The following is an 18,397-nucleotide window of genomic DNA, read 5'->3' as shown; positions in this document are numbered from 1 at the left end:
GCCCCGCCCGCCCGCTACGGGGGGCCGCCAGTCAGTCGACCTTGCTCGCCCGCCGCACCTCGGGTGCCGGTGCCCGCGTCACGTCGGGGCGTCCTGCTCGACGGCCCGGCACGCGTTCGACGACCACGGCGGAGAGGCAGAGGAGCGCCGCGAGCACGGAGAAGACGGGGAAGATCACGGTGTCGCTCCAGACGGTCGCGCCGATGCCCACGAGGAGTGTGGGCGTGATGAGCGCGCCGTACGCGAGCAGGTAGAACATGGACATGACCGCCCCGCGCCGCTCGGCGGGGATGTGTGCGGTCAGGTGGCGCAGGGAGCCGCCGAAGGCCAGTCCGTAGGCGCCGCCTTGGAGTGCGACGGTGACGATGATGACGACGGCGTTGCCGGTCGCGAAGCCGCCCACCCCGACGGGCATGAGCACGGCGAGCGCCAGGTCACCGCCGAGTGCGACCGTGCGGGCCGGGTGGCGAGCGCTGACGACTTGGGCGAAGGCGGCGGTCAGGGTCACGGCCGCGATGACGCCGCCGCCGAAGAGCGGCCCGTCGACGTGCGCGGCGTGGGATGCGATCGAGGGTTCCAGCGAGAAACAGACCCCGAGCACGGACCAGGCGGCACCGGCACCGATCACGGCGAAGACGAAGCGCCCGCGGATCTCCTTGGGCACCTGCGGACGTGGGATCTCCAGCGGCGCGGCGCCGGCCGAGGGGTGCGGCTCACGCATTGCCAAAAGGAGGATGAACAGGACGACGGCGATGATCGCGTCGGCGAGATACGGCAGGAGTAGTGGGTGGAAGTCGATCTGGGCGAGGGTCGCGGTGGCGAGCGCGGCGACGGCGATGCCGACGTTGAATGCAATGGCGGTGAGCGTCCCGGTCCGCGCCGCCCGCTCCGGGTTCACGTCCAGCAGGGCGGCTCCGCCGACGACGACTATCGCGCCGATGCCCGCGCCGTTGAGCATCCGCGCCACGACGAGGTACCCGGGTCCTGCTGCGAAGACGAAGACGGCGAGCCCGGCGAGCAGCAGGAGGACCGCGACCAGGAGCACGGGTCGACGGCCGTACCGGTCGGACAGAGCCCCCGAGACGAGGATCGCGACGACCGCCACGGTTCCGTACGCGGCGAAGATGACGGTGGTCAGAAAGGGCGGATAGTCCCACTTCTCGGCGTACAGGGAGTAGAGCGGTGACGGGATGGCGGAGGTCGCCTGCCCGAGCGTGAGGAGGACGAGGAGGGTCGCGTAGCTCCATGGCTGGGGCCGGCGGCCCGGGGAGAGTGCCCGCACGAGGACTCCTGATAAGTTGGATGAGGATCGTACTTCGGAGAGGCTAGGGTGAAGTACGATGCTCGTCAAACTTGGAGTTGCCCGATGCCGTCCTGGGAGATCCCACCGGACCGGTTGCCGCCCGTCGCGGGCGTCCGGAAGCTGCTGCGCGCCCTCGCGGACCCGGTACGCCTGGAAATGGTCCATCGTCTGGCGACGCATCCCGCCGCCGAAGCTCCCTGCTCGGACCTGTACGAGGACCTGAGCAAATCCACCGCGACCCACCACTTCAAGATCCTGGTGGAGGCGGGCATCCTCCATCCGGTCATGGTCGGTCCCTCGCGCGGCCACCGCCTGCGGCGTACCGCCCTTCAGGAAGCGGTACCGGGCCTGCTGGACGCGCTGATGGGGGCCCTGGCGCGCGAGGGCTGACGGGCTTGGGGGGTTGGGGCTCGGGGCTTGGGCCTCGGCGGCGCGGCAGCGGGCGTTTCGTGGCCTGGGTCGACGCTCGTCCGAGACTCGGGCACAGGATTCAACCGGAAATCGAGCGAAGAACTCGCTTCCCACCGCGCCCGACACACGCCGGTGAGGACCCGCACAACCCGGATCTTCGGCGCAGCGTGTCGAAAGCGATCGATCGGATCGTTCTTGGAACCTCTCGGCGCTGATTGCCCGTTGCCGAGTCCGGCTCGTCCACTCCCGGGTGTGACCGACTCGCCCATCGGTTCAGGAATGCGGCCGACCGGCCGGAGCGCCGACCCCGGTACGCCTCCAAGATGAGCGATGCGGGAGTGTGCCCTCACGGGCGCGTTACCGGATCGTGGTCTCCTATTCCGATGGCCCGCCAACCGCGGGCTATGGCGTCTGCTGATGACCGGGGTTGCACAGCAAGCGGTGTTCTGGACCGACGACTCGCCGGCCTGCGAACTCATGCCGCACCGCGAGGACATCGCCGCGCACTTCCACGACTACGGCCGGCTGAGGTACGCCGCCTCCGGGGCGCTCGTCACCACGACCAAGGTCGGCACCTGGGTGGCGCCGGCGAACCGCATCACGTGGGTGCCGCCCTTCCAAGTCCACCGCAGTCGCTCCTACGGCGAGACCGATGTCCGCGTGCTTGCGGTTCCGGCAGCGCTGTCCGAGGAACTGCCGCCCGAGCCATCGGTCTTCGCGGCCCAGGCGCTTCGCCGGCCGCCGGGTACCTACAGCGTCCAGGCCGACCTTGTCCAGCGGGTCGAGTGCCTCGCCGACGACGTTCTCGCGGTTCACCTTCACGTTGACAATCTATCGGTGATAGGTGACGCTGTGAATGTGCCTATCACCGATAGAAACGAGGCGTGCTGCGGGAGGAGTCCGCGCAGCCCTCGGACGTCCACCGCCGGCCGGTCGAACGCCAGAAGGAGTTCTGGACCGACAGGTTCCGCGACGCGGGAGGGCAAACCGAGCGCTTCGTCGACGGCATGCGGACCACCGAGAGCTTCTACTCCCAGGAGGTCGTGCAGGTACGCACGGACACCTGATCCAAAGGGCGCGTTGTCCTGGTCGGAGATGCCGCCCACTGCGCCTCCCCCTACAGCGGCATGGGCGTCTCCGGCGGCTTGGTCGGCGCATACGTCCCGGCCGGCGAGATCAACCGGCGGCGCGTTCCACCGGGTCACGGCACCGGCCTGCTTCCTGCGCGTCCCCGAACTCGTCGCGCGGTTCTCCAAGGAGGACCGGGGCGGCGACTGGCGACTCCCGCGCCACGCGGAACTCGACGCCGCGGCCTGAGTGTCGCGCTCGGGGACTCCGCGCGGGACTGGAGCAGTCGTTCGTCGTAGGGCACCGCCGGCGCCGGCCCGCAGCGCCGGGCGCGCACGACCACTCGGGCCCCACCGTGCGGCGGCAGCCGTGCGGTCCCACGGGCGTCCCCTTGGCGCACCTCCCGCTCTGCGCGTACTGCCGTTTCAGTACGCCGCAGTGTCGCCGAGCGCCGGACGACGAGGATGCCCCCGGTCACGAACGATGGAGTCATGGCTCCGGCGCCACGCGCCCGCGTGGCCCACGCGGCCGGAGCGTGGCCTCGTCGCCGTTGCACAGCTTTCCCTCTTGCCGACTGGAGCGCCTCGTCATGGCTTCACTGCTCTACCGACTCGGTCGATTGTCCTTCCGACGACGCCGATACTTCGCCTTCGTGTGGATCGTGCTCCTGGCGGCGTGCGCCTTCGCCGCAGCCACGGCGCCGGCGGCCGAGGACGACGGATTCTCGATGCCGGGCACCGAATCGCAGAGGGCCTTCGACCTGATGGACGAACGCTTCCCCGGCGGAAACGCGGAGGGCGCCGACGCACGGATCGTCTTCGCGGCCCCCGACGGGCGGAAGGTGACCGCCGGCGACAGCAGGGCGGCAGTGGACAAGGTCCTCGAAGCGGTCGCCCGCGGTGCTCAGGTCAAGGAGGTCCTGAACCCCTTCACGCAGGACGACAACACCGTCAGCAAGGATGGCACCACCGCGTACGCGACCGTCACCTACAACGCGGTGAGCGACGACCTGACCGAGGCGACGAAGAAGTCCCTCATGGACGCCGTCCAGGACGGTCGGGACGCGGGCCTGACCGTGGAGGTCGGCGGATCGGCCGTGGACGCGGGCCCCGAACTCGGTGGCGTCACCGAACTGATCGGCATCGGTGTCGCGGCCGTGGTGCTGTTCCTCACCTTCCGGGCGCTGGTCGCCGCCGGTCTGCCGCTGATCACCGCGCTCGTCGGTCTCGCCGCGGGGATCTGCGCGATCATCGCCGCGGGCATGTCCACCACGACGATCACCCTGGCACTCATGCTGGGCCTGGCCGTGGGGATCGACTACGCGCTGTTCATCGTCTCGCGATATCGGGCGGAACGAGCCGAGGGGCACCCGGCGGAAGAGGCGGCCGGCCTGGCGGTGGGCACGGCGGGATCCGCCGTCGTCTTCGCCGGAGCCACGGTCGTCATCGCGCTGGCCGGACTGTCGGTGGCGGGCGTCCCCATGCTGACCGACATGGGGCTGGCCGCAGCCGGGACCGTCGTGGTCGCCGTACTGGTCGCGCTGACCCTGCTGCCCGCGCTGCTGGGCTTCTTCCCCCGGGCCGTGCTGCCCCGCGCACACCGCGCACCGGGGCAGCCGACCCCGCCGGCCAAGGAGCCCGCGGGCAGCCGGTGGGCCCGCTTCGTCATCCGCAGGCCGCTGGCCGTGCTGCTGCTCAGCATCGCGGGCCTGGGCGTGGTCGCCGTCCCGGCACTGGACCTGCAGCTCACCCTGCCGGGCGACGAGGCTCAGCCAACCTCGACCACCCAGCGCCGCGCCTACGACGCACTGGCCGACGGATTCGGCGCCGGCTTCAACGGGCCCTTGACCGTGGTCGTCGACGCCAAGGACGCCGCCGACCCGAAGACGGTCGTCACCCGGGCCACCGAGATCCTCACCGCCACCGACGGAGTGGTGGACGTCTCGCCGGCCGTGTTCAACGAGGCCGGCGACACCGCCGTCGTCACCGCCGTACCCGGCACCGGCCCGAGCGCCACCGCGACCAAGGACCTCGTCAAGGCCATCCGCACCCAAGCGAACGAACTGGAGGCCGACGCGGGCGCATCCATGCTGGTGACCGGTCGGACCGCCATGAACATCGACGTCTCGAACAAGGTCACCGCGGCGCTCATCCCCTACCTCGCCGTCGTGGTGGGCCTGGCCGTCGTGCTCCTGATGGTCGTGTTCCGCTCGGTGCTCGTACCGCTCAAGGCGGCCTTGGGCTTCCTGCTCTCGGTCGCCGCGTCCTTCGGCGTGATCGTCGCGGTGTTCCAGTGGGGATGGCTGAGCGGCCCGCTCGGTGTCCCGCAGACCGGGCCGGTGATGAGCATGATGCCGATCTTCCTGATCGGCGTGGTCTTCGGCCTGGCCATGGACTACGAGGTCTTCCTCGTGACCCGCGTCCGGGAAGCCTTCGTCCGCGGCGAGCAGCCTTCCCAAGCCATCGTCACCGGCTTCCGGCACAGCGCCCGGGTCGTCGTGGCCGCCGCCGTCATCATGATCGCCGTGTTCGCCGGCTTCATCGGCATGACCGACTCCATGATCAAGATGCTGGGCCTGGGCCTGGCCTCCGCCGTCTTCTTCGACGCCTTCATCGTCCGGATGACCATGGTCCCCGCGGCCCTCGCCCTGCTGGGTCGCACGGCGTGGTGGCTGCCTCGGTGGCTGGGCAGGGTACTGCCCGACATGGACGTCGAGGGCGAGAATTTGACCCGGCGCCTCACTCCCGACATCGCCCTGCCGGCACAGACCACACACCGGGACGAATCGGTGAACACCTGAGCCCGTCGACCGCCTCGGGCCGCCCGCGGTGGCACGGGTGGCCCGACGCGTTCCGCAGTGCGGGACCCCAACCGACGACAAGGCAACGACCGACCAAGGAGCCCGCGTGATCGCCCAATTGCGGTTGTGGGCCCGCCGCCGTCCCCGGACGGTCGACGCCACGCTCGCCGTGGCGCTGTCCGGCGTCACGATCGTCTCCACAGCCATGGGGCAGCCTCCCCGCATCACCCAGTGGCCGCCACTGCCCGCGGTGGTGGTCGCCGCGATCTCCTCCGCCCTCTTCCTCGCCCACCGCAGATTCCCGCGCCTGACGGTGGCGGGCACCACCGGGTGCAGTGCCGCCCTGGGCGCGATGGGCGCCTCGCTGGGCTACCCGTTCAGCTCCACCGTCACCGGCACCACCATGGCCGCCCTGTACTCCCTCGCCCGGCGCACCGACCGGCGCACCACCGGCCGCTACACCGCCGCCTGCGGCCTCGTACTGCTCGCCGTCTCCGTCGTGTGGGCACCGAACGGCGCGCACATGCGGTCCGAACAGGTCGGACTCGTCGGTTTCGTCCTTCTGTCCAGTGCCGTAGCCGACTCCGCGCGCAGCCGACGCGACTACATCGCCGCCGTGGAGGCACGCGCGGAACTCGCCGAGCGCACACGGGAGGACGAAGCACGTCTTCGGGTGAGCGCGGAGCGAATACGTATCGCCCGCGAACTGTACGACGTCGTCGCCCACCACATCACACTCGCCCACGCGCAGGCCGCCACCGCCGACTATCTGCTGTCCACCAAGCCGGATCAGGCGCAGCTCGCGCGGCGCGACCTCACCGCCACCCTGGCCTCCGCGCTGCAGGAACTTCGAGCAACCGTGGGACTGCTGCGCCAGACCGGCGACGAGACGGCTCCGCTGGATCCCGCGCCCGGCCTGGCCCTGCTCCCCGCGCTCCTCGCCTCCTTCGAAAACGCCGGCCTGACCGTACGACTCACCCGCGACGGCCCCCGGCAGACGCTGTCACCGCGTGTCGACCTCACGGCCTACCGGATCGTGCAGGAGGCCCTGACCAACGTCACCAAACACGCGCACACGACGACGGCCTCGGTCCACCTCACCCACACCGGCCGCCTGCTGACCATCACGATCACGGACGACGGACGACGGCGGACGACTACCAACGCGGCCGGCTACGGGCTCATCGGCATGCGGGAGCGCGCCCGGGCCGTCGGCGGGCGTCTGCGCGCCCGCCCCCGCTCCGACGCCGGATTCGAGGTGATCGTGGAGCTCCCCGCCGCGCCACGGCCCCCCGACGTCACGCTCGCCCACCACGAGGACAGCGAATGACGATCCGGGTACTGCTCGCCGACGACCAGGCACTCCTCGCCGGAACCTTTCGGATCCTCATCGACGCCGGCGACGACATGAAAGTCGTCGGCGTCGCGGCCAACGGCACCCAGGCCGTGCGACTGGCCCGCGCCACCACCCCGGAGGTCGTGGTCATGGATATCAGAATGCCGGGAATGGACGGCCTGGCCGCCGCCGAGGAGATCACCCGTGACGAGACCCTCACGAACACGCGCGTCCTCGTCCTGACCACCTTCGAGACCGACGAATACGTGACCAGGGCCCTGCGCGCGGGCGTGAGCGGCTTCCTGGGCAAAGGCGTCGACCCCGCCGCATTCCTCAACGCCATCCGCACCGTGGCGGCCGGAGACATGGTCCTGTCCCCGCCGGCGACCCACGCCGTGGTCACCCGCTACCTCGCCGGCCCCAACCCCCCGACGGCAACGCCCCCGGCACTGGAGACCCTCACCCCCCGGGAACGTGAAGTCCTGGCCCAGGCCGCCCGAGGTCTCACCAACGACGAGATCGCCGAATACCTGGACGTCAGCCCGCTGACCGTGCGCACCTTCATCCAGCGCATCATGACCAAGCTCGGCGCCCGCCACCGCGGCCGGCTCGTCGCCATCGCCTACCAAACCGGTTTCGTACGCGTACATCCACCACCTCGGCCGGGCACAAGACACACGAACACCTGACGCCTCCGACGGCAGGCCCTTCAACAACCCACGCGGCACGACCGCCCGGCCTCGGTCACCGAACGGGCCACGTACCGGGAACCGATTCCCGCCTCGACGACGGGGGACGTGCGGTCGTGAGGACGCCCACGCTCGATCCGGACCTGGACGGCTTCCGCAGCGTGTGGGCGCGGGCGTTGCGCGAGGCTGCAGGCGAGCCGTTGGTGGTGCACTGCTGTGGCCACGGCGAGATCGCCCGGGGCGGGGCGAGCCTGCGTCCGGCCGTGCGCGGCAGCGAGCGCGGCGCCCTGTTGTGGGCGACCACGATCGACGTGGACGAGTTGCCGAAGGCCGTGCAGAACGGTCCGGTGGGGCCGGTGTTGTTCCTGCCGGATGTGTGCGGCGGTGGACAGGCCCTGGCCGTCCGGTTCGCCCAACGCCCTTCGGGGCACCGTCGCAAGGCGTAGGTGATCGCGGCCTGTGCCGCCGACGAGACCACCCACGGCGCCCGCTTCAGCCACGCGACCGCCACCGTTCTGCGCGATCTCGCCGACGGCCGGCTCGACCTCTCCTCGGTCCTGGAACATGTTCCCGTCACCACTCTCGCCCGCGAGATCGACCGCGGCCTCGCCCGTACCGCCCCCGCCGACAACGCCGCACCCCGGACGGTGGTGCGCACCCCGCGCGCCGAGGCGAACGTGGAGCCGCATGCGTTCTTCCGCAACCCCGCCTGTGCGAGCGACCCCGCCACCAAGCCCCCACCACAGACGAGGACCTGGCGTGGATCACGGCGGATGGGAGTCCGGACGTTCGTCCCATCGGGTCGGCCGGCGCCGACTGCGCCGCGAAGGCGAATACGCGCCACACCCATATGTACCGGTTTCTCGCTTTTTCAGATGAATATCCGCAGAATGCTGTTCATGCGAAAGACAGGGCGACTTCGGGCCGCGTCGCAGGGCACCAGGGGTACGAAGGTGATCGCGGCGCTGTCCATCCTGGCCACGACGTCGGCGGTGCTGTGCGGCTGCTCGTCGGGGGGATCCGAACACGATAAGAGGACGGATCCCGAGGGTGTCGAATCGTCGTCCTCGACGTCGGGTTCGGATTCGGGTTCGCATTCGGGGACCGCGCCGGGTTCCGGTTCGCAGGGTTCCGGCGAACCCGGAGGCGCGGAAAGCGGGGCGGGCGAGGCGCCGAACCCCGAAGGAGGCGGCGGATTCGAGTCGGCGGGACGCCTCTCCGGCTACTTCCCCGGGGTCTGGCCCTTCGCCCAGGTGGTGGTGAGCAATTCCTCGACCACCACGACGTTCGTCGGCACGGTGACCCTCGCCGACTGCACCGACGCACAACACCAACGGCGCGCGGATCCCCCTCAGCAGACGATCACCGTCCTCCCGAAGGCCACCCAGACCGCCGACTTCTCGTTCGGGGGCGATTCGGACGGCATCACACACACGGTCTGTGCCCAACTGACGGACGCACAGGGGCATCGCCAAACGGCCAGCAACGTCTTGGGGAAGACACCGTCCGACGGCGGCACCTCGCCCTCGGCCCCACAGAAGGCACCCGGTACGTCATCCGACCCCCACGCCCCACCGCCCACCGGGCAGGCCACCTCGAACCCGAAGACCTCCGGCCCGGCGACGTCGAACCCGAAGACCTCCGCTCCGGCGACGTCGAACCCCAAGGGGCCGACGTCACCGCCCCCGTGAGGCCGACCGACATTCGAGGAGCGGCCCGCCGGTCGGCGGCCCGACAACGACACCGGGACCGAGAACCATGACGGACGAAAACGAGGACGACGAAGGCAACAGCGACGAAGGCAACGGACGAGACCACGACCGCGGGCACGACCGCAGCAACGATCGAACCAACAGCCAGGACGCCGAACCGGACAACGGCCCCGGCAAAAACGGCGAAGCCGGTCGGGACGGCGACTCGGCCTCGCGCACCGCAGCCGGCTGGATCGGCACCCTGGCCTCGATCCTCGCCCCCACCACGGTCATCGGTGCGCTACTCCTGTATTTCGGGTTCGTCTACACCGACGCGCTGTACGAGTACTTCGGCATCGACGCGCAAACGCTCGGCTTCGCGACCCAGGACTACCTCCTGCGCAGCGCCGGCCCGCTCTACCTTCCGGCCGGAGTCACGCTGGCCCTGGGCCTGGTGACGGTACTCGCGTACCACCTCGCGTCCGCGATCGGATGCCGTCCCGAGGCGGACCGGCCTCCCCATGTGCGGCGCGTTCTCCACGCCCTGATGGTCGTGGGGCTCCTGCTCTTCGCGGCGGGGATGCTCGGCGGATTCCGGGTCTGGCCCAGCGCCGCGCTCACGACCCCGCTGCTCATCGGTGGAGGTCTCCTTCTCGTCGCCTGCGCACGGGTGTTCGCCCTGCGCAGCTCCGGCATCGAGCACCCCGCCGCACGGGAGACGACGGCCCTGGGCTTCGTCGCCGCGCTCGTCGTGCTGTCGTCCTTCTGGGCCGCGAACGTGTACGCCGGGCAGCACGGCACTCGCGACGCCCGCTACCTCGCGGCGCACCTGCGGCTGAGGCCGGCTGTCGTGGTCGACACGACCGAGCGGCTCCACTTCGACTATCCGGGCGTGCGCGAAACCGTGCTGCCGGTGGACCCGTCGGGGCAGCGGTTCCGCTTCCGCTACGAGGGGTTGCGCCTACTCGCCCAGTCCAACGCCCGGATGTTCCTCATCCCCAGCCACTGGACGAAGGCCCGGGGCTACGTCATGGTCGCCCCCGTCGACGCGAACATCCGGGTGGCCTTCCACCCCTCCTGAACCGGCGGCCGCCGGGGTACGACGCAGTCAGGGACGGCAAAAGGCCACCGAAGGGACCACATCGGTAACGCACACCTGCCGCGCGCCATGCGGGGTCGGCGTCCTCTCCCAGGCGTGGGGTGTTGACGCGGTGGCGGGCGACGGCGGGGACGTCGACATGGGTGCGTCGGTCCTCGATGGCGACGATCCGGCAGATCAGGGGTTCGGTCGTGCCCGGGGCAGGATGGTGCGGGCGCTACCGGCGACAGGCGTGTTGCGGTCGTGGGCGCTCGCTACCCGGAGCAGGGCGTCGCGGGCCTTGGCCGGATCGGAGAGCGCGCCGTGGGCTCCGTCGTCGGCAGCGCCGCAATCGACCCGCCTCGGCCGACTACCCCGCCACCGTGACCCGGTCGGGGTCTGCGCCGACGCAGCAGGTGCCGGATCCTCGGCCCGAGCAGCAGTTGAGGGCTGCCACCCGACACAGGGTGCAGCCCTCAGCGCATGTGCCTACGGCCGCCGGCCGCCGTACGGCACGGTGATGAGTTCCATGGCGTGGCCGACCGGGTCCATGAAGTACACGCCGCGACCGCCGTCGTTGTGATTGATCGCGCCGGGGTGTTGCCGGTGCGGGTCGGCGTAGTGCTCGATGCCGCGCTGTGTGATCCGCTGGTATGCCGCGTCGAACTCCGCCTCGGAGACCAGGAAGGCGTAGTGCTGCGGAGTGATTTCGTCTGCGGGGATCGTGGCGAAGTCCAGCGTGACGCCATTGCTCAGGTCGACCGCGATGAAGGGGCCCCACTCTGCGGTGATCTCGAGGCCCAGCAGGTCCGCGAAGAACTCGGCAGACTCCCGGTTGTCCCGGGCATGGACGATCGTGTGGTTCAACTCGACTGACAAGGAATGCCTCCGAGGGCACATCCCAACACCTCCATGCCTCACCCAGTCGGTGACCGACACGCGATGTCGCTGTCGATATTAGTCGTTGTTCCAGCGCGACGGTAGGCGACCAGGACTGCGGCCGACGCGGACCGGCCGACCGAGTCGAGGAGGCGTTCGGCCTTCGTCACGGCGGTGCGGGCCCGGCGTCCCGCAAGGTCGGGTCGTGCGCGCGGCGATGTGCCTGCCCGAGCACGACCGCATCCTCGGCAACGTCCGCGTCCTGGCCGAAAGCGTCGAGCTGTGCGCTCGGCGGCGGATGACAAGCCCGCCCGCCCCGGTCGAGTAGACCGGCGAGGAGACCGGATCGAGCGCCCGACCTCGCGGTGACGCCCGGACGAGCAGCACCGCCTGCCCGGCCTGCCCCGGCCCGCCTGCGCCCGAGCCCATGCACGAACGGCGGGGCGCCGCGGCCGCGAGGCTGCTCGTGGTCGCGGCGCCCGCGCGTCACGCGTCGCGGATCCAGTGCCCGTCCGTGGCCCAGCCGAGGAACCGCCGGACGTTCGGCACCGCCGGGTCGTCCAGGCTGCCGCCGGTGAACACGTGCCGCAGCCCGGCCAGAACCGGCGCGAGGCGGCGCGCGGTGTGCTCGGGCCGGCGCGCCGTCTCCTCCGCCATCCACGCGATGACCGCGAACTGGTCCTGCACCCCGCACAGGGACAGGAAGAACAACGTCTGCCGCCACGCGTACGCGGCGTCCTTGACGGTGCCGAGCGATCGCGGGTTCCCGGCGATCTGCTGCACCAGCCGGCACACCGTGCGGTACGCGCCCCGCGCCGGCTCCGCCCAGCCCTCCGCCGGTTCGACCCCGATGGGGTGCACGAGCGCGGCGAGGTTGTGCGTGGTGAGGATCTGCGCCTGCTCGATGACCTTCCCGTTCGCCGCGACCCACCAGCGGCCCCGCGGATCGATGCCGGCCCGCTCCCGGCACAACTCGGCGAAGGCGTCCGAGGTGTTCGCCGCAAGCCCACGCTCGCGCTTGACGTCGTCGATCGCGCGGATCGCGGCGTAGTCGATGCCGTAATACCGCGCGTACAGCGACCCTTCGAGCAGTGCCGCGGCGTCCTGCGCGGCGCGCAGGAACTTCGCGGAGAACGTGCCCATGAAGATGTCCGCCGCGAGTTCCTCGGTGAACACCGCCTTGACCCCGGCCTGCCGCGCGAGTGAACCGAGCTCCTGGAGCAGCGGGTTCGGGACGATCGTGCCCGGGAAGGCGCGCACCGTCAGCGTGCCCAACTCGTTCAGCGCCTCCCAGGCGTTCCCGGCGGTGTCGGTCGACACCCGCCGATACGCGGACACCGCCCGCACCCAGGGCAACTCCTCCAGCCGTACCTGGTGCTCCAGGTTGAGGAGCAGCAGCGAGCGACGCTCGGCGAACGCCCCGTACCCCGCGGTCATCAGCGTGCGCAGGGCCGGGTCGTGGTACGCCAACGCGGTCGTCGCGGCGACCAGTTGCGGGACCAGCTCGGCCAGTACCTCGGCCGACGGCACGATGCCGCGCTCGACGAGCGTCGCGACGGGCGCGCTGAGCGCGCGCTCGACCGGGTGACGCAGGCTGTCCGGAATCGGGCTGCCCGCGCGCACGCCGGTGCGCTCGGCTTCCTCGTCGGTCACCGGTACGAGCAGCCACGCGGTGTCGGGCAGACCCGCGTCGTCGCGCAGGTTCGCCAACCGGGTGATGAGGACGCGTGCCAGCTCGTGGAGCGTCGCGGTCGACGCGTCCTCGGCCTGACGGGCCCGCAGTTCGGCGTGCGGCGGCGAACCGGGCGCGCCGCGCTTGACGACCATCGCGTCGACGGCGTGCGGGAGCAGGCCGGGGCGGGCAGGCCCACGCGCACCGACGTTCGCGCGGATGCCGGAGCGGGGTCCGGCGGTGCGGGCCCCGGCGGAGCGGGCGGCGCGGGCGTCCGCGATGTGGGTGCCGGCGACGCGAACACCATCGACCCGTGTGTCACCGAGCGCCTCGGCCAGTGCGGCCAGCAGGATCGCGGAGTTCTCCCTGGGGTTGCGGTGCTTGGTGCACAACGTGTGCTGCGCCGCCAAACGCCGGTAGCGCCGCAGGAGTTCACGGCCGCGTTCGGTCCAGCCCGCCGGTCGGATCGCGTCGAGCCGGCCGTCCTCGACGGTTTCCAGCCAGTGCGCGAGCAACTGGTCGGCGAACGGATTCCACACGGTCAGCGCCTCGTTCATCGCCTCGACCGCGGGCTTGGGACGCCGCGCGCCGAGCGTGGCCCGCAACGAACCCACGGACTCGCGGTGCACGACGGAGCCGTCGGGCACCGGCGTGTCGCTGGGGCCCGGCAGGAAGCGCAGGCGGTCCGCGTACGGCGCGATCTCGTCGAGCAGCGTGAGCGCCGCGAAGCGGTCCCCGGCGCGCAGCAGCCACGCGATGGTGAGCAGCGCGGCCTCCTCGGGCACCGCGACGTGATACCGGCCGGTGTCGAGCATCGTGTGCAGTTCGGCCAGGCCCGCGTCGGTGAGGAAGTACCGGAACACCGCGAGCCGATCGCCGGTGCGCAGCCCGGCCCGGGCGGCGGCTTCGGCCTCGTGTGCGGTCCACGGCCCGCCGGCCGCGGCGTCGCCGGTGGCGAACCCGCCGCGCACGACCTCCGGGGTGACCCACGCGGGAAGCCCGCGCACGGGCGTGCGCGAGCCGATGGCCAACGAGCCGTCGGCCATGCCGCGGGCGACCTGCGTCCAGCGGCGCACGCGCTCCTCGGCGCGAAGCCGGGTCGTCTCGCTCTCGTGGGAGGCGGCGGTGCGGAATGCCTTGGCCAACTGCCAATCCGCATAGCCGGGGTTGGCGACGGGCTGCACGTGCATCTCGTTCATGCCGACGTGGCGGGCCCTGCCCCCGCGCCCTCCGGGTTGAGAGCCCGGTGCTCTACTGACTGAGCTACACGTCGTGGTCGTTGCGGTCGGTACGGCGGGCACCGCGCGCCCCACCGCCTTGTGCGGGTTACGGGCCCGGAGTTCCCCCGGCCGATCCCGGTGCCGCCGCGTTCCGATGTCGCCGACGTGGCGGGCCCCGCCCCCGCGCCCTCCGGGACCGAAGCCCGGTGCTCTCCCTGACTGAGCTACACGCCGTTGTCACGTTCGCCAACGTGGCGGGTCCCGCCCCCGCGCCCTCCGGGTCCGAAGCCCGGTGCTCTACTGACTGAGCTACACGTTGTGGTGCGCCGGCGAAGTGCCCGCCGACGAGGACGACATTAGGCCCGAGCCGCGGGCCCGGCAACCGGGTTATCCGCACAGCGCGTGCGGCGGCCATGGTTCGCTGCGTGTCCCCGACGCTCCGTGATCGGCCCCGGCCGGGGCCCGGCTCCCCTCCGGCAGCATCTCTACGCCTTGCAGGCACGCCCGGCTCGGCAGGAGCATGACGCCTGCCGCAACTCCTCGATGGTTCGCGGGGGTTCGGGGCGTTGGTCGTAGCCGTCGTCGTCATGCACGTGCCTGCCTGTCGGTCCCTCGTCGATCCGGCTCTCCGCAGGCAGCACGAGGGCCCCTGACCTGGGCCGGGAGGCTGCGGGCGGGGGCCAGGCGCCGGGAGTCGCACACCGGAGGGTCGCCCCTCGGGCGTGCGGGCGGAGGCGCCCGGCGACGCAGGACACCGGTCCTCCCCCGGGCCGCAAACGGTAGACCTCGGACGTTCCGAGAGGAACAGGCCGGACCGACCGATCCCGGTCGTGATCCGACCCGGTCGCCCGTGCCGCCGAACACGACGCGGCAGCAGCCAAAACAGCGTGCGGTCGCGGCGGACTTCCGATCCGTCGGACACCCACGAGGGTGGGTCGTATCCGGTGAGGGACCCGGCAACTACGCTCGGTACCAGACACGTTCACATCGGGGGAATGAACATGGGAAAGCGAAGCACCTCCCGCACGGGCGGGATCGCCGGCCGGTGCGCGGCCGTGATCCTGTCGATCACGACGGCCGCCGCCTGCTCCGGCGGCGACGGCGGGAAGGCACACCCGCAGCAGCCGAAGGCGGCCCCTTCGGCAGCTGCGGGGTCGCCGGGGTCGGCCGGGCCCGGCTCCGACGGCGCGGACGAGGAGGCTCCCTCCTGGGACACGGACAACCTGCCGCCGGGCGTCGACTTCTGGGCCGGGAAGGTGGACCTGGCGGTGTTCCTGTGCCATACCTCCGACCCGAAGACGGGCGGCTGCTCGAACGGCGCCGTCACCAACACCCAACGCCAGGAGATCCTCGACGCACTCAAAGCCACGCCGCAGGTCAAGCACGTGTACTTCGAGGACCGGAGGCAGGCGTGGGAGTTGTTTCGCGCGCAGAACGCCGACAAACCTCTCCTCCTCGACGCCATGACGGCCGAGCAACTCCCGGAGTCCTTCCGCATCAAACTCAAGGACCCCGGCACCATCACGACGGTGGCCTCCGCGTTCGAGGGACGCCCGGGAGTTGCCTCGACCATGAAGCACACCCTCTCCGGACCTCCCACCACTCCCCCGGTCCCCGCCACGGCCGTACTGACCCCGGAGCGGGCCGGGCGCGCCGTGTTGACCGTGGACGACGTGGGCACCGGCTGGACCGCGGGCGCCCTGACCGACACCGGGCCCAAACCGGCCGCCGCGCCGTACTCGGGCGTCAGCGGCGACGCCGGGTGCGACCGCGCCCTGGCGGGTGCCCCGACCGGCCCGATCGTCGTCCTCCTCGGCGCACAACGAACCTTCGAGAACACGGCCGGAACCCGAGTGGTCGCCACCGTCCAGGCATACGAAGGCAACGGCGCCGCGCTTCAGTTGGCCATGACCCGCGCCATGCTGTCCGGCTGTGCGGACCTGCCCGTTCCGTGGGCGGGTGCCTCCGCACGCTTTCGTGCCGTCGCCGCCCCCACCGTCGGGGACGAAACACTCGGCATGCGCATCGTCACGAACCAGAGCGGCACCACCAGAACCGTCGACTCGATCTTCGTACGCATCGGGCCCAACCTCGCCACCATCACGCTCCCCGCCGACACCGGCCTCGACCCCACCACCTCGGACCGACTCGCCCGCCGCGCAGCGGAACACCTTCGACAGGCCGGCCGCGACTGAACGAACCCACACATCTCGCACACGCTTCTCTCGTGCGCACACATGAGGTCACCGGGAAGGTGCGGCCGGTGGTGCGGTGGTCGCAGCTCGGCTCGGATTCGCCACCATCGCGGGATGCGCGACGCGAGGCCGGCACCCGGATGGAGGCAACAGTGAAAGTCCCTGACATGTCGCACGGTGCACGTCTCACCGCCCATGGCGCCGTCTCCACATCCCTGGCCATGTGCGGTGATCGCGCGCTGCGCGAACTCGTGGACACGGCAATGCCGATCGGGTCCGGCATCGGCGGGAAGGCGTCCCTGCTGGAGGTCGCCGGAACCCCCGTCTTCGTGAAGCGGGTGCCTCTCACCGACCTGGAAAGACGGCCCGAGCATGTCCGGTCCACGGCGAACCTGTTCGAGGTGCCCGTCTTCTGCCACTACGGCGTCGGCGCCATCGGCGGGCCGGGCTTCGGGGCCTGGAGAGAGCTCGCCGTGCACACCATGACGACGAACTGGGTACTCGCAGGCGAATACGAGGGCTTCCCCCTGATGTACCACTGGAGAGTGCTGCCGGACACGACGCCCCTGCCCGAGGAACTGGCGGACGTCGAACGGGCCGTGGCCTACTGGGGCGGCGATTCGCGGGTACGCCGCCGGATCCGGGCTCTCCGGGAGTCCTCGGCGAGCGTCGCGCTGTTCCTGGAGTACATCCCGCAGAACCTGCACCGGTGGCTGGGCACCCGGGTCGAAGCCGGCGAGCGGACCGCCGACCGGGCATGCACGATGGTGGAGAGGGAACTGGCGCTCGGCACCTCGTTCATGAACAGCCGCGGGCTCCTGCACTTCGACGCGCACTTCGAGAACATCCTGACCGACGGTCGGCGCCTGTACTTCGCGGACTACGGCCTCGCCTTGTCCTCCCGGTTCGAACTGTCGCAGGACGAGACCGATTTCTTCGACCGGCATCGGACCTACGACCGCGACTACACCGCCACGTATCTGGTGAACTGGCTGGTCACCGCTCTGTTCGGATATCGGAGAGAGGACGGGGACGGCCGCTACGAGCTGGTGCGCGCCTTCGCGGAGGGCAAGCGCCCCACCGGAATTCCCGAGGAGGCCGCGGCGATCCTCGCCCGGCATGCGCCGACCGCCGCCGTGATCTCGGACTTCAACCGCACCTTCCAGCGCCGGAGCAGGCAGACCCCGTATCCGCTGGAGGAGACCCGCCGGATCGGCCGCATGCACGGCCCATCCGTCGACTGATGTGCCTACAAGACGGATGCCACCCGGCGCAGGGAAGCTCTGCCCTGGTACCAAGCGACGGCCTGCGGGGACACGGCCTCCACCGACATGACGGTGCGAGCGAGCCGCATCGTTCCCGCGTGGGGGTGACCAAGGGTCGCCAGGCACGCGGTGACATGACGGCCTGTTCCCACGGGTCGCCGGGCAGGGTGGTGGCGCAGAGTTCGCGTGCGCGGCGGGTGTGGCCGGGCGCATCCCGCTCGACGACTCCCGACACCATCGCGCCGGGGGTCACGCGACCCGTGATCGCCGAACCACGCCGACCGGACCTTGCACCCTCCTGTCGCCGCCGCGGGTTCCCGGGTGGTGGTGTCCGCAGGGTGGGCATTGCGAGCCGGGTCACCGAGTGGCAAAGGCACCGGCATGGTTGTCGCGGTGTCGGGTGGTGCGGGCTCGCTCACGACGGGGACCCTTACCGTACGGACCGGGTGCGTGCTCGATGTCAGGTCCAGCCGAACTCGCTGTAGAGGTGGCCGGCTTGGATGGCTCGGATCGCGGCGCGCGTGTAGTCGACGGTCGGACTCGACGTGCCGGTTCCGGCCCGAGACGGCTTCCTCACCGCTCATCGAGAGACTCCCGACCGTCGGCGGTCTCCGGGTTCGACGCGGGGTCTCGTGATCACGCCGTCGGGATCGGCGGGAGTGATGCGCGGCGCAGGGAGGGACGAGTTCGATGTCATCACGCGGAGTGTGGAGATTCCTACCGACAGTCGTGGCGTGTTGTCGCCCGGGGCCGGGGGATCGCGACGTCGTCCGGGACCGCGGGATCGCGC

The 18,397-nt window shown here is 71.0% G+C and carries 15 protein-coding genes, 3 tRNA genes and 1 pseudogene; 11 read left to right on the top strand and 8 right to left on the bottom strand.

What is annotated here, in order from left to right:
- Positions 1-31 precede the first annotated feature (31 nt).
- On the bottom strand, positions 32-1,282 hold the full coding sequence (locus tag ACIBM5_RS16565; protein ID WP_396007494.1) for an MFS transporter: 1,251 nt from the start codon (positions 1,280-1,282) through the stop codon (positions 32-34).
- An 84-nt stretch (positions 1,283-1,366) separates the two neighbouring features.
- Here ACIBM5_RS16565 and ACIBM5_RS16560 point away from each other — a divergent pair, with 84 nt between their 5' ends.
- Positions 1,367-1,693 (top strand): ArsR/SmtB family transcription factor, encoded by a 327-nt coding sequence (locus ACIBM5_RS16560; RefSeq protein WP_391589634.1) that lies wholly within the window; start codon positions 1,367-1,369, stop codon positions 1,691-1,693.
- A 423-nt stretch (positions 1,694-2,116) separates the two neighbouring features.
- Here ACIBM5_RS16560 and ACIBM5_RS16555 read toward each other — a convergent pair whose 3' ends face one another.
- Entirely contained in the window at positions 2,117-2,536 is a 420-nt protein-coding gene (locus ACIBM5_RS16555; protein ID WP_396007493.1) for a hypothetical protein, read from the bottom strand.
- Positions 2,537-2,598: 62 nt separating this feature from the next.
- Here ACIBM5_RS16555 and ACIBM5_RS16550 point away from each other — a divergent pair, with 62 nt between their 5' ends.
- The 8 genes from ACIBM5_RS16550 (at position 2,599) to ACIBM5_RS16515 (ending at position 10,379) form a co-directional block, all read left to right on the top strand.
- Positions 2,599-2,781 (top strand): hypothetical protein, encoded by a 183-nt coding sequence (locus tag ACIBM5_RS16550; protein ID WP_396007492.1) that lies wholly within the window; start codon positions 2,599-2,601, stop codon positions 2,779-2,781.
- An 18-nt stretch (positions 2,782-2,799) separates the two neighbouring features.
- The gene (locus ACIBM5_RS16545) at positions 2,800-3,081 is read left to right on the top strand and encodes a hypothetical protein (RefSeq protein ID WP_396007675.1); all 282 of its coding nucleotides are present in this window, start codon (positions 2,800-2,802) and stop codon (positions 3,079-3,081) included.
- A gap of 290 nt (positions 3,082-3,371) precedes the next feature.
- Positions 3,372-5,582, top strand: a complete 2,211-nt coding sequence (locus ACIBM5_RS16540; RefSeq protein ID WP_396007491.1) for an MMPL family transporter — start codon at positions 3,372-3,374, stop codon at positions 5,580-5,582.
- Between the two features lie 106 nt (positions 5,583-5,688).
- Positions 5,689-6,912, top strand: a complete 1,224-nt coding sequence (locus ACIBM5_RS16535) for a sensor histidine kinase (RefSeq protein ID WP_396007490.1) — start codon at positions 5,689-5,691, stop codon at positions 6,910-6,912.
- The gene (locus ACIBM5_RS16530) at positions 6,909-7,607 is read left to right on the top strand and encodes a response regulator (RefSeq protein ID WP_396007489.1); all 699 of its coding nucleotides are present in this window, start codon (positions 6,909-6,911) and stop codon (positions 7,605-7,607) included. The genes ACIBM5_RS16535 and ACIBM5_RS16530 overlap by 4 nt, the downstream gene beginning before the upstream one ends.
- A gap of 116 nt (positions 7,608-7,723) precedes the next feature.
- On the top strand, positions 7,724-8,053 hold the full coding sequence (locus ACIBM5_RS16525) for a hypothetical protein (protein ID WP_396007488.1): 330 nt from the start codon (positions 7,724-7,726) through the stop codon (positions 8,051-8,053).
- Positions 8,054-9,298, top strand: coding sequence for a hypothetical protein (locus ACIBM5_RS16520; protein ID WP_396007487.1), 1,245 nt, complete (start codon positions 8,054-8,056; stop codon positions 9,296-9,298).
- A gap of 67 nt (positions 9,299-9,365) precedes the next feature.
- The gene (locus tag ACIBM5_RS16515; protein WP_396007486.1) at positions 9,366-10,379 is read left to right on the top strand and encodes a hypothetical protein; all 1,014 of its coding nucleotides are present in this window, start codon (positions 9,366-9,368) and stop codon (positions 10,377-10,379) included.
- A gap of 70 nt (positions 10,380-10,449) precedes the next feature.
- Here the strand turns inward: ACIBM5_RS16515 and ACIBM5_RS16510 are convergent.
- The 6 genes and pseudogenes from ACIBM5_RS16510 to ACIBM5_RS16485 form a co-directional block, all read right to left on the bottom strand.
- Positions 10,450-10,530, bottom strand: a pseudogene (locus ACIBM5_RS16510) (toxin Doc); the annotation flags it as partial.
- A 335-nt stretch (positions 10,531-10,865) separates the two neighbouring features.
- Positions 10,866-11,255: a VOC family protein gene (locus ACIBM5_RS16505; protein WP_396007485.1), complete on the bottom strand. Its 390-nt coding sequence runs from the start codon at positions 11,253-11,255 to the stop codon at positions 10,866-10,868.
- A gap of 486 nt (positions 11,256-11,741) precedes the next feature.
- Positions 11,742-14,126: a hypothetical protein gene (locus ACIBM5_RS16500; RefSeq protein WP_396007484.1), complete on the bottom strand. Its 2,385-nt coding sequence runs from the start codon at positions 14,124-14,126 to the stop codon at positions 11,742-11,744.
- Position 14,127: 1 nt separating this feature from the next.
- Positions 14,128-14,200 (bottom strand) — tRNA-Glu (locus ACIBM5_RS16495).
- Between the two features lie 107 nt (positions 14,201-14,307).
- Positions 14,308-14,381: transfer RNA gene (locus ACIBM5_RS16490), tRNA-Arg, on the bottom strand.
- 12 nt (positions 14,382-14,393) lie between these two features.
- A tRNA-Arg gene (locus tag ACIBM5_RS16485) sits at positions 14,394-14,466 on the bottom strand.
- A 682-nt stretch (positions 14,467-15,148) separates the two neighbouring features.
- Between ACIBM5_RS16485 and ACIBM5_RS16480 the strand changes: the two genes are divergently transcribed.
- Positions 15,149-16,342 (top strand): permease-like cell division protein FtsX, encoded by a 1,194-nt coding sequence (locus ACIBM5_RS16480; RefSeq protein WP_396007483.1) that lies wholly within the window; start codon positions 15,149-15,151, stop codon positions 16,340-16,342.
- A gap of 167 nt (positions 16,343-16,509) precedes the next feature.
- Positions 16,510-17,586 carry a protein kinase family protein gene (locus ACIBM5_RS16475; protein ID WP_396007482.1) on the top strand — a complete coding sequence of 359 codons (1,077 nt, stop codon included), beginning with the start codon at positions 16,510-16,512 and terminating at the stop codon, positions 17,584-17,586.
- Positions 17,587-18,397: the final 811 nt, after the last annotated feature.

It is taken from the genome of Embleya sp. NPDC050493, from assembly GCF_044458105.1.
GTDB lineage: Bacteria > Actinomycetota > Actinomycetes > Streptomycetales > Streptomycetaceae > Embleya.
This window is presented reverse-complemented; position numbering and strand designations above follow the sequence as displayed.

Bases quoted from the DNA above. Each gene is read 5' to 3' on its own strand.
- ACIBM5_RS16560 (WP_391589634.1), top strand. From the start codon at position 1,367: ATGCCGTCCTGGGAGATCCCACCGGACCGGTTGCCGCCCGTCGCGGGC.
- ACIBM5_RS16475 (WP_396007482.1), top strand. From the start codon at position 16,510: ATGTCGCACGGTGCACGTCTCACCGCCCATGGCGCCGTCTCCACATCC.
- ACIBM5_RS16515 (WP_396007486.1), top strand. From the start codon at position 9,366: ATGACGGACGAAAACGAGGACGACGAAGGCAACAGCGACGAAGGCAAC.
- ACIBM5_RS16480 (WP_396007483.1), top strand. From the start codon at position 15,149: ATGGGAAAGCGAAGCACCTCCCGCACGGGCGGGATCGCCGGCCGGTGC.
- ACIBM5_RS16500 (WP_396007484.1), bottom strand. From the start codon at position 14,126: ATGAACGAGATGCACGTGCAGCCCGTCGCCAACCCCGGCTATGCGGAT.
- ACIBM5_RS16540 (WP_396007491.1), top strand. From the start codon at position 3,372: ATGGCTTCACTGCTCTACCGACTCGGTCGATTGTCCTTCCGACGACGC.
- ACIBM5_RS16530 (WP_396007489.1), top strand. From the start codon at position 6,909: ATGACGATCCGGGTACTGCTCGCCGACGACCAGGCACTCCTCGCCGGA.